Genomic DNA, 14463 nt, shown 5'->3' on the forward strand with positions numbered 1-14463 from the left:
CGGAGGGGCTTTTGCTTTATACCACTACCTGGATTTTGTCGTTTTTTATGATTAATTTACTTCGTTTTCGATATCAGATTTGCGGTGTACTAATTCATATCGCTCGTCGTTAAGAAACAGTAATGAATTGATATATACAAATTGGTGACAATCAAGCGGATAAAAATCGAAAGCTGGTGTCACCATTATACATAACTCCTCATCCTGAACTCATTAGGCATGGCTGCTTTTACACCCGTGATGCAAGGACTTTTGACTCAGATTCAAGGGTACAGGCAAAAGTATTACCAAAACCAGCTTCTGAAAGGAATCATCTTTTCAGCTGCCCTTCTTTTCACAGCCTTTATCTTTTTCAATACACTGGAGTATTTCGGAAGATTTAGCACCGGTATCCGTGCTACTTTCTTCTTTGGTTTTCTTGCGGTACTTCTCTTTTCAATATTTCAGTGGATTGTTCGTCCGTTTAGCCATCTATCGGGGTTGAGAAAGCCGATTTCAGATCAGGAGGCTGCTATCCAGATTGGACAATATTTCCCGGAGATCGGTGATAAGCTGGTCAATACCTTACAATTACAAAATATCAGCGGCTATCAATCCGATCTGATCGAAGCTAGTATTAAGCAAAAGTCAGGTCAATTATTAATTGTCAAATTTTCGGACGCGATTCGTTTTAACGAAAATAAGAAACGACTTAAATATGCTGCTTATCCGCTGGCTGTTATAGCCTCCATTTTACTTTTTAATCCTTCGTTTTTTAGCTCGACTTCTGAAAGGATTATCCATTTTCAAAAGAACTATACCTACGCGCCGTTCTCCTTTCTAGTACAAAATAAAACCCTCTCAGCCTTTAAAAATGAGGACTTTACGCTCAACCTGGCATTAAAAGGAAGTGCTTTACCACAGGCTGTATATCTGGTCCAGAATGGTTCGAGATTTAAATTAAACCAAAAGGACGGTCAGCATTATTCATACGAATTCAAAAATATCCAAAGAGATATAGCCTTTTCATTCGAAGCTGCCGGATTTACATCTGATACCTACCAAATCAAGGTTTTGGAGCGACCATCAATGCTATCTTTTGATGTCAATCTGCACTACCCGGCATATCTGAACAAACCTTCGGAAACATTGTCGAATGTTGGCAATCTATCGATTCCGGAAGGCACCACTGTGGAATGGAATTTTAATACCTCTTCTACCAATTCACTGGGGATACGATTTGATAATGATTCATCCGTCATCAATTCCCGTGAAACGGATGGAAGTCATTATGAAGTGCGCAAAACCGTTCGAAAATCTGCTCAATATCAGGTTCTTCTGAAAAATGAGCAAACCACAAATCAGGATAATATTGGCTATTATATCAATGTTATTCCAGATAAATATCCGGTAATGACGCTGGAAAATTTCCAGGATACAACCTTATACAACTACTTCGTAGTGGGAGGCTCTATCAATGACGACTACGGATTTTCACAATTGAAACTGTTTTACAATGTCCAGCGCAACGGTGATGATAAGGTCTCAGGACCGCCCAGAGGCATTCCAATTCCATTTAATAAGACTGTTAATGCGCAGAGTTTCTTTTTCCAATGGTATGTAGATAGTCTGAAACTTGAGCCGGGTGATAAGATTGAATATTATGCCCAAGTGTGGGATAACGACGGTGTGAATGGTCCGAAAAATGTCCGTTCAAGATCGGTTTATTTCACCGTTCCATCAGAAGATCAGGTGGAAGCGGAAATAGCGAAGTCTGAACAGGAAACCGAAAACCAAATCGAATCTGCATTCAAAAAAGCACAAAGCCTGCAAAAGGATATTAATAATCTTGACAACAAGCTGAAAACCAACAAGGAACTTGATTTCAAAGAACAAAAGCAAATTGAAGAGCTTTTGAAAAAAAGGGAAGAGTTGATGAAGGATCTCCAGAAATTGCAGGAACAGCATCAGAGCTCAAACGATAAATCAAAACAATTCAACCAGCAAAGTCCCGAACTTCAGGAGAAGATAGATCAACTTCAAAAGTTGATGAACGATCTCATGGATGAGAATACAGAGAAAATGTACAAGGAGCTGCAAAAACTCCTGGAACAAAAACAAAGTGAACGGATGTCGAGCATGATGGAGAAGCTCAAAAACAAAGAACAAAATCTGGAGAAGGATCTGGAGCGCGCTCTGAAGCTGTTTAAACAAATGCAGCTGGAACAGAAAATGGAAAACCTTGTCAAAAAAATGGATGAACTGGCAGAAAAAGAAGAAAAGCTGGCAGAAAAATCTGAGGAAAACGACAAAACCAAAAGCGATGAAGAAAAAAAATCAGCCAATGAGGATCTGAAAGCTGAGCAAAAGAAGATACAGGATGAGTTTGAAAAAGCGAAAGAAAAAATAAAAGAAGCTGAAAAGCTGGGAGAAGAGGCTGAACAAAAAATTGACCCGCAGGAAAATGAGCAGAAAGAGGCCTCTGAGCAAATGGAAGAAGGTCAGAAGCAACTCGATAAGCAACAGAACAAAAAGGCTTCTCAGGCGCAAGAAAAAGCAGCTAAAAGTATGAAAAAGATGTCCAAGTCGATGCAGGAACAAATGGAATCTGCCGAAATGGAACAAATGGAGGAAAATATCGATGGGCTCAGAGATATCCTGGAAAACCTGATAACGCTTTCCTTTGATCAGGAGGCACTTATGAAAGACTTCCGGAGCGTAAACCTTCAGGATCCGCGCTTTGTAAAACTAGGTCAGCAACAGCTAAAATTGAAAGACGATGCCAAAGTCGTTCAGGATAGTCTTTATGCTTTGGCCAATCGCGTGGTTCAGATACAATCGTTTATCACCCGTGAGCTGAATGATATGAACGGCTATATGGATGAAAGTGTGAAAAGTATTCGCGACAGACATTTGAATATCGCGACCGCCAAACAGCAATCAGCGATGACGTCTATGAACAACCTCGCGCTGATGCTCAGTGACGTGTTTAACCAAATGCAACAACAAATGGCGATGGCGATGCCTGGATCCGGAAAAGGTAAGAAAGGAAAGCAAAAGGGAGAGCAGAAGGGTATGGGAGAAATGCAGGAAAAATTGAACGGTGAGATGAAACAGCTCGGGTCAGGAAAAGAGGGACAGGGAAATCAATCTGAAAAACTGGCAAGAATGGCCGCACAGCAGGCGATGATCAGAAAAATGGTGCAGGACTTGATGGAATCTCAGAAAGGTACAGAAGTCGGCAAACAGCTGAGTAAAGAATTACAGGAGATCGCCGACAAAATGGACGAAACCGAAACTGACCTGGTCAACAAAAGAATAACACCGGAGCTTATCAAACGCCAGCAAGAAATAAAGACACGCCTTCTGGAATCAGAAAAGGCGGTAAAAGAGCAGGACGAAGACGAGCAACGAAAGGCACAGACAGCCAAGCAAATGCCGCGTCAACCACCAGCTGCGTTTGAAAAATATATCCGTGAAAAGGAAAAACAAACCGAATTGCTTCGCACAGTACCCCCAACTTTCTCCCCATTCTACAAGAGAGAAGTGGACACATACTTCCGAAAATCTCAGGCAAAGAACTGAAAATCAGTAGATCATGTTCTCTTGTTCTATGCAATTTGCGTTATTATGCTAATTGTCCGGTGCAAGAGAGCCTAATCGAAACATATTTAGATAGTTAGTATCTTTGCTCTAATTTTCTTTTTTGTTATTAGTTGTACCCAAATGGGCACAGCAGTATTCGTATTAAATTTCATGATAGCATTCTTCTCAGAAGATATTGAATTTAGTGTCCCAAATCCGGTCAAAACAAAAAAATGGCTTGTAAATATCTCTAAATCAAATAGTTATGATATTGAAAATCTGAATTATATCTTCTGTTCAGATGAGTATCTGTTATCTATTAACCGGCAGTATCTGGATCACGATTACTATACAGATATCATTACATTCGACAACAGCGAGGAAGAGGGGATTCTCGAGAGTGACATATATATCAGTGTCGATCGTGTCCGCGACAATGCCGCAAGTTTTAACGCAGATTTTAACACAGAACTGCGCAGGGTAATAGTACACGGTCTCCTGCATCTCATTGGTTTTGAGGACACCAGCGACGAATTAAAAGCCCAAATGAGGGCAAAAGAAGACGAGTGTCTTCTGCTATTTTAAAAATTCCACGTGGAACACTCGAGTTGGAGTAGCCACAAAATATACAACCATAATATGTTTCCAGAATATGACGTCATTGTAGTTGGAGCCGGCCACGCTGGATGCGAGGCCGCTGCAGCCGCTGCGACGATGGGCTCAAAGGTCCTGCTGATTACAATGAATATGCATACCATTGCCCAGATGTCCTGCAACCCCGCCATGGGTGGAGTTGCCAAAGGACAGATCGTCCGCGAGATCGATGCGCTGGGAGGGCAGTCCGGGATTGTAAGTGACAAGACCATGATTCAATTCCGTATGCTTAACCTATCCAAAGGGCCAGCCATGTGGAGCCCAAGATGCCAAAGCGACCGAGTGCTCTTTGCTCAGGAGTGGCGCACAATTCTGGAGAACAATCCGAACGTCGACTTCTGGCAGGATACTGCGAAAGAAATTATCATTGAGGACAACAAGGCCAGGGGCGTCCGGACAAGTCTGGGTATCGAAATAAAATCTAAATCTGTAGTCTTAACCAACGGAACATTTCTAAACGGACTGATCCATATCGGCGAGAAAAATTTCGGCGGTGGAAGAACGGGCGAAAAATCGGCGACTGGCATTACCGAACAGCTCACTTCAATAGGTTTTGAAGCTGGCCGAATGAAAACCGGAACGCCTCCGAGAGTCGATGGCCGCTCGCTTGATTACTCGAAAATGGAAGAGCAACCGGGCGACGAAAATCCAAGTAAATTCTCATACACCGACACAAAGCCTTTGGCTAAGCAGCGGAGTTGTTGGATCACTTATACCAATAATGAAGTTCATGAAGTTTTGAGGACAGGTTTCGAAAAGTCTCCCATGTTTGCAGGACGGATCAAAGGCCTTGGTCCAAGATATTGTCCTTCCGTTGAAGACAAAATCAACCGCTTCGCGGACAAAGATCGTCATCAGATTTTCGTAGAGCCAGAAGGGTGGGACACAGTCGAGGTATACGTGAACGGCTTCTCGACCTCATTGCCTGAAGATGTGCAGTATGCAGCTCTCCGAAAAATTCCTGGCTTCGAAAATGCCAAAATGTTTCGTCCCGGATATGCCATCGAATATGACTATTTCCCACCTACTCAATTGAAGCTTACGCTTGAGACCCTATTGATTAAAGACCTCTTTTTCGCCGGCCAAATCAATGGAACAACAGGATACGAAGAAGCCGCTTGCCAGGGGCTCATGGCCGGTATCAATGCTCACCAAAACGTACACCAGAAAGAGCCATTTATTCTAAAAAGATCGGAGGCATACATTGGAGTTCTAATAGACGATCTCATTAACAAAGGCACAGAAGAACCTTACCGGATGTTCACCTCACGTGCCGAATATCGTACCTTGCTTCGTCAGGACAATGCCGATATCAGGCTCACTGAAAAGGGTTACAATATCGGATTGGCCAGTGCGGACAGGCTTAAAACAGTTCATAAAAAACTGGAACAAGTTGAAGAGCTCTCGAAAACATTTTCTGAATTCAAACTTCAGCCCATCGAAATCAATCCGGATCTTGAACTGATTGGCACTGCTCCTGTAAGAGAAAAGGTATCGCTCACTCAGCTTCTGAAACGTCCACAGATATCTATCAATAAACTGGCCGAAGTCAATGAGAACGTGAGAACATTGCTTCACAATTTCAATCAGGATGCGATAGAACAAACCGAAATCCATCTCAAATATGACAGTTATATTGAGAAGGAAATGCTGTTAGTTGAAAAAATGAACAGGCTCGAAGATCTGGCTATCATAGACAATTTCAATTATGACCAGGTTACCTCATTATCGTTTGAAGGCAAAGAAAAACTGAAAAGAAAACGCCCTGCAACAATCGGCCAGGCCTCGAGAATAAGCGGAGTAAGTCCGTCCGATATATCTGTATTAATGCTTTACATAGGAAGATAAATGCCGCTAGAAACCATTAAAAACTGCCCGATTTGCGAATCGGCCAGTTTCAGTAATTACCTGAATGTTGAAGATTACACTGTTTCTCACAAAGAATTCACAATCCAGCAGTGTAATAAATGCGACTTCCTTCTTACCAATCCCCGTCCGCCCGAAGGCGAAATCGGACCATATTACGAGTCTAAAGAGTACATATCACATCACGATGAATCAAAAGATTTGATCAGCAAAGTGTATAAATCTGTTCGGGATTACACTTTAAAACAGAAGCTTAAACTCATCAATTCACTTCAATCTGCCAAAGGATCAATTCTGGATGTGGGCTGTGGAACCGGCAATTTTCTTCATACGATGAAGGCAGACGGCTGGCAAATTTCTGGAACTGAGCCGGATACTGGTGCCAGAAAAGTCGCTGGATCCAGGGTGGGAGTGCCTATTAACTCATCAATTAATGATCCTTCTTTTGAAAATAAACAGTACGATATCATTACACTATGGCATGTACTAGAGCATATTCATGAGCTTAACGACACCGTAAATTGGCTAAAACAACACCTAAAAGATGACGGGAGACTAATCATCGCAGTGCCCAATCCACAATCGGCAGACGCTTCGCAATACGGTCGCTTTTGGGCTGCATATGACGTTCCGCGTCACCTATATCACTTTACAAAACGTTCCATGACCAATTTGATGGAAAAACACGGAATGGGAGTGCAAACAGTGAAACCCATGTGGTTTGATTCTTTTTACGTGAGCATGCTTAGCACCAAGTACAAGAACGGCCATACCGGTCTCTTAAATAGTGTTAAAACTGGCCTGAAGTCAAATATGAAGGGTAATTCCAGCGATGACAAATCGTTAAATACTTCCAGCTTGATTTACATAATCAAGAAGAAATAACATATCAATTAAATCTAATGACCCTCAATGCCCGGCAAGTATTGAGGGTTTTTATCTTAAAGAATAACATGATTACGAGAACGATTTTACTGGCCGTATTTTCATTAATAATCTTCGGTAGGTGTGCACAAACCGTTGCACCTACCGGCGGAAAAAAGGACACAATTGCCCCAAAATTGGTGCAAAGCATTCCCGCAACAAAGACATTAAACTTCACAGGTAATCGTGTTGAACTGTTCTTTGATGAGTACGTGATTGTAGATAATATCAATCAGAAATTGGTTATCACTCCGGAAGTTGAAAACCCATATACCTACCGGCTCAATGGGGAGTCAATCGTTCTAAACTTCAAAAGGAAGTTCCGGGACAGCACTACATATACCCTTAACTTCGGAGATGGAATAAAGGATTTCGCTGAAAAAAATCCGGCCAAAAACCTCAAACTTGTTTTCAGTACAGGCGGCAGTTTGGACTCTGGAAGAGTGGATGGAACAGTAAAAGACATCAAATCCAACAAGCCAATACTCGATGCCCTCGTTGGTCTCTATCACCTTTCGGATACGCTGAATATAGCCAAACAAAAACCCTACTATTTCTCCCGTACAGATAGTAGCGGGCGATTTTCAATCGAGAATATTGAGATCAAAGATTACAAACTAATCGCTATTGACGATAAGAATCGTAATATGCTCTATAACGCGAAAGACGAGCGAGTAGGCTTCATTAGCGATCCTGTCCACGCTGGCAAGGACTCGGTAAATCACAAGATATCCATGTATATTTCCGACGTATCGCCTATGAAAATTCAGCGCACTATTCCGAAAGTAAACAACTACACCGTGATGTTCAGCAAAGGCGTAGAGCGCGCTAATGTTTCATTCACAACAAAAGACACTATTCCCTATATTCAAGAGCCTACGCAACTCAAATTCTTCAACGTTCAGCCTCATTCCGACACTATACAGGTCCGTCTTGTAGTTACCGACTCACTTGGCACCGACAGTACATTTCAACAAAAAATAGCCTTTATGGCACCAAGGGGCAAAGACCGGCAAAAAGAACCTTTTTCCGTCGCATCTAAACCAGAACAAAACAAACCAATCGCGAAAGATTTTCGATATACACTCACTTTCAACAAACCAATAGCACGTTTTGACAGCCTCGCCATTCAATTGCGAACTGACAGCCTGGACCGTAAGTCAATTAAGGAACTAGGCTATATTTGGAATAAATATCACAATGAAATCACGCTAAACTCGTCGACCACAGCGAAAGATTCTATCAAATTCGAATTTCCAAAAGGTAGTGTTTTGAGTGTGGAGGGAGATACCTTGGCAACGCTTTTACTCAAACATCCGATCATGAACGACGAAAGCTATGGCCTTCTCACGGGTACTGTAATCAACGCAGACACTTCTATGCACCCGTTCGTTGAGTTATTAGATGAGCAACTGAAAACGCAGCAAATCTCTTATGGCATTAAATATAAATTTGAGCATATCCCACAAGGAAACTACTATCTGCGTGTCACATTAGATCTGAACAACAATAAAAAATGGGACACAGGTAGGGTAGATGCCAATCGCCAACCAGAACCTATCTACTTTTTGGGAACCAAAACGTTGATCAAAGCCAATTTCGAGCTCAACGATATTAACATCACTGTTCCTAAATAACCAAAAAATCGAAAATCTTATCTACAGTGTGTGGATAACTATGTTAATAACCCCAGAATTTTGTTTATAAACCGCTTTAGTTTGTTGACAAATCTGTGGATAACCTCACTTTCATGTGGATAAAATTCAAAATTTCTCTCTATCGTGGATAACTCGAAGTTAAATAGAAGTTAACATAGTGTTAATGCACTATAGATTCTGTGGATAACCAAAATCAGCCCTTAGGTTGACTTACCCACACTATGATGTAGACAAATAAATATATATCTTGTAGATCAACTACTTAAATGTGGAAAGAAGGTATGTGAGTTGTGGATAAATCAACATAGTTATCCACAAAATGTTAATAACTATGTTGATCTCTAGTGGATAAACACTTTATCTACATATCCACGTCCCTAATAATGATGATAAATAGAAACAAAAGTTTTTTTCTATTATGAAAGGGTTCTTAAAATGTGTGATGGTTTGTAATATTTTAATTTCCGGGGCGGCCGGCGGGGTGGCCGCGCAGTCAGCGAAGGAAATGGCAGATGAATACTACAAAAATGACGACTGTCCGAAGGCAATGGTCTACTACACGGACTTGCTGAAAAAGGAGTTTGATAAAACCTCGCTTCGAAACTACATCCAATGTGTAGCCAAATCCAGGTCCTGGAATGACGGTGAGCAATTCGTAAAACGCCAGATAAAGAATGATAATCAGAATTCCGCCTGGTACTATCTATACTGGGGAAGCCTTTTAGACGCACAAGGAAAGGCCCAGGAAGCCACCAAAAAGTATCAGCAGGCCATCACCGCTACCGCAGGCAATGTAGATCAGAAACGCGAATTTTCGGAGGAATTCCGCACGCTGAACCAGCCGGAGATGTCGCTAACCGCTTTGCTGGATGCAAGACAAATGACGAAAAGGGATGATCTATTTCAGCTGGAAGTTGCGAGTGTGTACCGAGATCTCAACCAGCCTGAAAAAATGATTGATGAGTTGTTGTTATATGGGACAAGGTACCAGAATACCGAAGTGGTTCAGAATATGCTGCAAGACTTTCTAAAGGATGAAAAGGAGCAGGTGCTGCTAGAGAAAATTCTTTACGATAAGATACAAAAGTTTCCTAATGAAGGTTACTATAATGAACTTTTGATCTGGTATCAGGTTCAAAAAAAGGATTTCTACAAGGCGTTTGTTCAGGAAAGAGCCTTAGATAAACGGTTTAAATACAACGGAACTCGCCTTTATAATCTTGGAATGCTTGCGATCCAGAATCTGGACTACGCCAATGCCGGCGTCATATTCGACTTTATTGTAAAAGAATATCCGAAAGGCCAGCTCTACCCGATTGCGCGTCGTATGGCTATTGTTTCGAGGGAACAAAAGGTTAGAAATACTTATCCAATAAAGAAATCGGAGGTAGAAAAGCTCTTGGACCAATACCAGCAACTGGTAGATGAGATTGGTGTAAATGCCAAAACGATGGAGGCCTTGCGAAATATGGCAACATTGTATGCATTTTACCTGGAAGATTTTGCTAAAGCCGTTAAGGTTTTGGAGCAAGCTATTGACGCAGGAAAACAGGATAAGTCGTTTGTTGACAAATGCAAACTGGATCTGGGTGATATATATCTTCTGAAGGGTGAACCATGGGAGGCAACGTTGGTTTATTCGCAGGTAGAGAAGTCCCAGAAGGACGATGTGTTAGGATATGAGGCCAAGCTGCGCAACGCAAAATTGCATTACTACAAAGGAGATTTTGAGTTGGCGAGAGACGTTCTTAACATTCTCAAGAAAGCCACGTCAAGAGAGATTGCCAATGATGCTAATGATTTGTCACTACTCATAATGGATAACACCGGATTGGACAGTTCGGAAACGGCAATGAAGCAGTATGCTTCAGTCGAATTGCAGTTGTTTCAAAATAAAAGGTATGAAGCTCTGGACAGTCTTAAACTTCTGTACAAGCGATATGAGAATCATAGCCTGGGTGATGAAATCTTGTGGTTGACAGCAAACACTTATATGAAACTCGACAGCAACCAGCAAGCATTGGCTACTCTGAAGTTGTTGACTTCGAAATATGGAATTGATATCCTCGGTGACGATGCACTTTTTGAAACCGGAAGACTTTATGAGGAGAAATTGAAAAATAAGGAAGAAGCAATGAAGTATTATCAGGAGCTGATGGAAAAATATCCGGGGAGTATTTATGTTGTTGAATCCCGAAAAAGATTTCGACTTCTTCGTGGGGACGTGATCAACTAAAAATGAAGTTTTGAAAAATAAAAGGGAATGAGTTCAAAATCCTTGAATTCATTCCCTTTTTCCTTTTGTTATTCGCGGTAGTTGTACAGCCCGAACTCGCCTGTCTAAATCTAAGACGTTTAGATTTGAATTATTATTAATATAAAGTACTCATTAGTAATGCTTTGAATGCTATAAAGTCCGGTTGTAATTTGACAGCACTTTTTTCAAGCGAAAGCAAATTTTCCAGTCTTTCAGGTATATCGATCGATTTTCCCAAGGTTTCTTCCACTAACTCTAAAAATTTCGCGGGATGAGCCGTTGAGAGGAACACGCCGATAAAATCTTTTTTTGTCTCTTGTTCATATTGTAAAAGTCCGAGGTATGCGACTGCCGTATGAGGACAAAGTATATAATCGGTATTTCCGTAAACTTCTCTCATCGCTTTCTTGGTCTGCTCGTCATTGAAAGCATAACCCGAAACTTTCTTTTTGACCAAATTCCAGTCGTCGCCAAAAAATCTGATGAGCCTGACAAAATTGCTAGGACTTCCTACATCCATCGCATTCGATATGGTTTCTTTCGATTGACGTGGCTCATAGTTTCCGTCTTTAAGATATCTTGGCACGGAATCGTTTGCATTTGTTGCTGCTATAAAATGTTCAACAGGCAAGCCCATTCGATAGGCAAGTAGTCCAGCGCTAAGATTTCCAAAATTTCCGCTCGGTACCGAAAAGACAATAGGTTTGTTGAGATGTTTCAATTGCGCATATGCGGCAAAGAAATAGAAAGATTGCGGTATCAGGCGAGCGATATTGATTGAGTTGGCAGAGGCGAGGTTAAATTTACTATTCAACTCTTCATCCAGGAAAGCTTCTTTCACCAAACGCTGGCAATCGTCAAACGTACCATCAATTTCTAGTGCTGAAACATTATGACCTAGGGTAGTAAGCTGCTTTTCCTGAATATCGCTCACTTTTCCGCTCGGATATAATATAGTAACTGAAATTCCAGGTACTTTGTAGAAACCCTGTGCAACAGCTCCGCCGGTATCGCCCGAAGTAGCGACAAGGATATGAATTTGTCGTTGAGATTTCTTTAAAAAATAGGACATGATTCTTGCCATGAAACGTGCTCCAAAGTCCTTGAAAGCCATTGAAGGACCATGGAAAAGCTCCAAAACATAATTTGTTGGACTTATTTTTACAGCTGGCGCATCAAAATCATACGCACTGTTAATGATATCCATAATATCGTCCAACTTAATATCGTCACCAATAAGCGTTTTTGTTACCTCAATAGCGATTTCTTTAAATGTTCGATTTTCGATATCGTTCAGAAATTCACTTGAAATTTGAGGAATAGACTCGGGCATATACAGGCCATTATCTGCGGGCAGGCTGTTAAATACTGCTTTTTCCAAAGAGGCTTTAAGCGATGATGTTTTGGTGCTGTAGAATATCATTAGGTAATGGTATACGGATTGAGAATCAGGACGCAAAGTTAAGTATTTAGTAGCTGCTACTGGTACCAAAACTCTTATTTTAGGAAAAGTACCTAACTTGTCCTCGAAAATGGAATTTAATTTCCTGATCAGTTTGTTCAAATTTAACGGTTGAATTTTATCCCTATATAAGGATATTTTGTAACCGAAAGATTGTATTATAGTTTACATAATCATCTGAATATCAAAAAGATATGTCAAAAGGTATTTTTAAAGCTCCATTTTTGGGAAACGAGCCAGTATTAAATTATGCGCCCGGAAGCACTGAAAGGGCTGCGGCAAAAAGTGCAATTGAAAAAGCAAGATCACAGGAGATAGAAATTCCTCAATACATCGGTGGAGAAGAAGTATATTCTCAAAAAAGAAGCAGGGTTTCGCCACCTCATGATCATAAACATACGTTAGGGTACTTCCATGAGGGGAGTAAAGAGGATGTTCAGAAAGCGATTGAGGTGGCCTTAGAGGCTAGGAAAAACTGGGCAGAATTAAGTTGGGAACACCGTGCTTCCATCTTTTTAAAAGCAGCAGATTTAATTGCCGGACCATATCGGGCAGATATGAATGCGGCCACAATGCTAGGACAATCTAAAAACATTTACCAGGCTGAAATAGATTCAGCTTGCGAAATTATCGATTTCCTGAGACTGAATGTGAAGTTCATGGAAGATATATATGACCAGCAGCCTATTTCATCTGCCGGCGTGTGGAACAGGATGGAGTATCGACCCTTGGAAGGTTTTATTTTTGCAATTACACCATTCAATTTTACGGCTATTGCTGGCAATTTGCCGGCGGCTCCTGCATTGATGGGAAATGTGGTAGTTTGGAAGCCTGCATTTACACAGGTATATGCTGCTAATTTGTTGATGAAAATTTTCAAATTGGCTGGGTTGCCTGACGGAGTTATCAATATGATATTGGTTGATGGTCCGGAAGCGGGGGATATAGTATTTAAACACCGCGAATTTGCGGGTGTTCACTTCACCGGGAGCACGAAAGTGTTCCAGACCATATGGAAGACGATTGGTGAGAATATAGCTTCTTATAATACGTTTCCGAGAATAGTCGGCGAAACCGGGGGGAAAGACTTTGTATTAGCACATAAATCAGCTGATGCGAAGGCTGTGGCGACCGGTTTAGTTCGTGGAGCATTTGAATACCAGGGACAAAAATGCTCGGCGGCGTCACGTGCTTATATACCATCCAATTTATGGGAGGAGGTAAAAGGGTTTATGCTTGCGGATCTTAATGAGATCAAAGTTGGACCGGTAGAGGATTTCTCCAATTTTGTGAATGCTGTGATTGATGAAAAAGCCTTTGACAAGATCACTGGTTATATAGAAAAGGCAAAATCATCTGCTGACGCCCAAATAATAGCAGGAGGGGATTCCGATAAGAGTAAGGGATATTTTGTTCAGCCCACTATCATTCAAGCCTTCAAAACGGACTATGTAACGCTTTGCGAGGAGATATTCGGTCCGGTCTTGACTATATATGTATATGATGCAGAAAAATTCGAGGAGATAATCCCGGTGATTGATCGGACTTCCCCTTATGCTTTAACCGGTGCGATTTTCTCGCAGGATCGATATGCCATAGAGTATGCAACCAAATATCTGGTAAACGCTGCAGGTAATTTCTATATCAATGACAAGCCAACGGGAGCCGTGGTAGGGCAGCAACCATTCGGTGGAGCACGGGCGTCAGGCACCAATGATAAGGCTGGATCGGTATTAAACTTGCTCAGATGGGTATCTCCACGAGCAATTAAGGAAACACTCGTTTCGCCAAAAGATTATAAATATCCGTTCCTTTTGGAGGAATAATTGGATAATATTTTTGAAAAGTTTTACTAGTTAAAGAACTTTTAAAATTTGTCATTTTTTTCTTGCAGACATTGTGCAACTCTAAAATCTTTTTCTACCTTTGCAATCCCAATCGCAAACAGAGGTAGCGAAAAAGAGAAGAGAAAGTTAGATTGGGCCAGTTCTTTGACATGATGAGATAGACCAAAAGAGTAAGAAATACTCGTATTTAAGAGAATAAGAATTGTTCTTAGGAACAATATCTCAATACAA

General features: G+C 41.2%; 9 protein-coding genes. 7 read left to right on the plus strand and 2 right to left on the minus strand.

The features are described 5' to 3' along the window. Positions 1-240 precede the first annotated feature (240 nt). The 6 genes from AC1XUD_RS25470 to AC1XUD_RS25495 all read left to right on the plus strand — a co-directional run bounded on the left by AC1XUD_RS25470 (position 241) and on the right by AC1XUD_RS25495 (position 10902). Positions 241-3564 (plus strand): coiled-coil domain-containing protein, encoded by a 3324-nt coding sequence (locus AC1XUD_RS25470; protein WP_483363878.1) that lies wholly within the window; start codon positions 241-243, stop codon positions 3562-3564. Between the two features lie 171 nt (positions 3565-3735). Continuing rightward, positions 3736-4149, plus strand: coding sequence for an rRNA maturation RNase YbeY (ybeY, locus tag AC1XUD_RS25475; RefSeq protein ID WP_483363869.1), 414 nt, complete (start codon positions 3736-3738; stop codon positions 4147-4149). A 54-nt stretch (positions 4150-4203) separates the two neighbouring features. Further along, positions 4204-6066, plus strand: coding sequence for a tRNA uridine-5-carboxymethylaminomethyl(34) synthesis enzyme MnmG (mnmG, locus tag AC1XUD_RS25480; RefSeq protein ID WP_483363870.1), 1863 nt, complete (start codon positions 4204-4206; stop codon positions 6064-6066). Beyond that, positions 6067-6969, plus strand: coding sequence for a class I SAM-dependent methyltransferase (locus AC1XUD_RS25485; RefSeq protein WP_483363871.1), 903 nt, complete (start codon positions 6067-6069; stop codon positions 6967-6969). A 68-nt stretch (positions 6970-7037) separates the two neighbouring features. Next, entirely contained in the window at positions 7038-8645 is a 1608-nt protein-coding gene (locus AC1XUD_RS25490; RefSeq protein WP_483363872.1) for an Ig-like domain-containing domain, read from the plus strand. 439 nt (positions 8646-9084) lie between these two features. Then, positions 9085-10902, plus strand: a complete 1818-nt coding sequence (locus AC1XUD_RS25495) for a tetratricopeptide repeat protein (RefSeq protein ID WP_483363873.1) — start codon at positions 9085-9087, stop codon at positions 10900-10902. Positions 10903-11038: 136 nt separating this feature from the next. Here the strand turns inward: AC1XUD_RS25495 and thrC are convergent, their stop codons facing one another. Further along, positions 11039-12346 carry a threonine synthase gene (gene thrC, locus AC1XUD_RS25500; protein WP_483363874.1) on the minus strand — a complete coding sequence of 436 codons (1308 nt, stop codon included), beginning with the start codon at positions 12344-12346 and terminating at the stop codon, positions 11039-11041. 233 nt (positions 12347-12579) lie between these two features. Between thrC and pruA the strand changes: the two genes are divergently transcribed. Next, positions 12580-14211, plus strand: coding sequence for an L-glutamate gamma-semialdehyde dehydrogenase (pruA, locus tag AC1XUD_RS25505; protein ID WP_483363875.1), 1632 nt, complete (start codon positions 12580-12582; stop codon positions 14209-14211). Positions 14212-14252: 41 nt separating this feature from the next. On the opposite strand, the gene AC1XUD_RS25510 is transcribed toward pruA, so the two are convergent. Then, positions 14253-14463 (minus strand): hypothetical protein (locus AC1XUD_RS25510; RefSeq protein ID WP_483363876.1); only part of this gene is annotated, 211 nt, incomplete at its 5' end.

It is taken from the genome of Dyadobacter sp. HNCC25DJ184 (assembly GCF_056895215.1).

Coding starts and splice junctions, on each gene's coding strand:
- AC1XUD_RS25470 (WP_483363878.1), top strand. CDS start 241: ATGCAAGGACTTTTGACTCAGATTCAAGGGTACAGGCAAAAGTATTAC.
- ybeY (WP_483363869.1), top strand. CDS start 3,736: ATGATAGCATTCTTCTCAGAAGATATTGAATTTAGTGTCCCAAATCCG.
- mnmG (WP_483363870.1), top strand. CDS start 4,204: ATGTTTCCAGAATATGACGTCATTGTAGTTGGAGCCGGCCACGCTGGA.
- AC1XUD_RS25485 (WP_483363871.1), top strand. CDS start 6,067: ATGCCGCTAGAAACCATTAAAAACTGCCCGATTTGCGAATCGGCCAGT.
- AC1XUD_RS25490 (WP_483363872.1), top strand. CDS start 7,038: ATGATTACGAGAACGATTTTACTGGCCGTATTTTCATTAATAATCTTC.
- AC1XUD_RS25495 (WP_483363873.1), top strand. CDS start 9,085: ATGAAAGGGTTCTTAAAATGTGTGATGGTTTGTAATATTTTAATTTCC.
- thrC (WP_483363874.1), bottom strand. CDS start 12,346: ATGATATTCTACAGCACCAAAACATCATCGCTTAAAGCCTCTTTGGAA.
- pruA (WP_483363875.1), top strand. CDS start 12,580: ATGTCAAAAGGTATTTTTAAAGCTCCATTTTTGGGAAACGAGCCAGTA.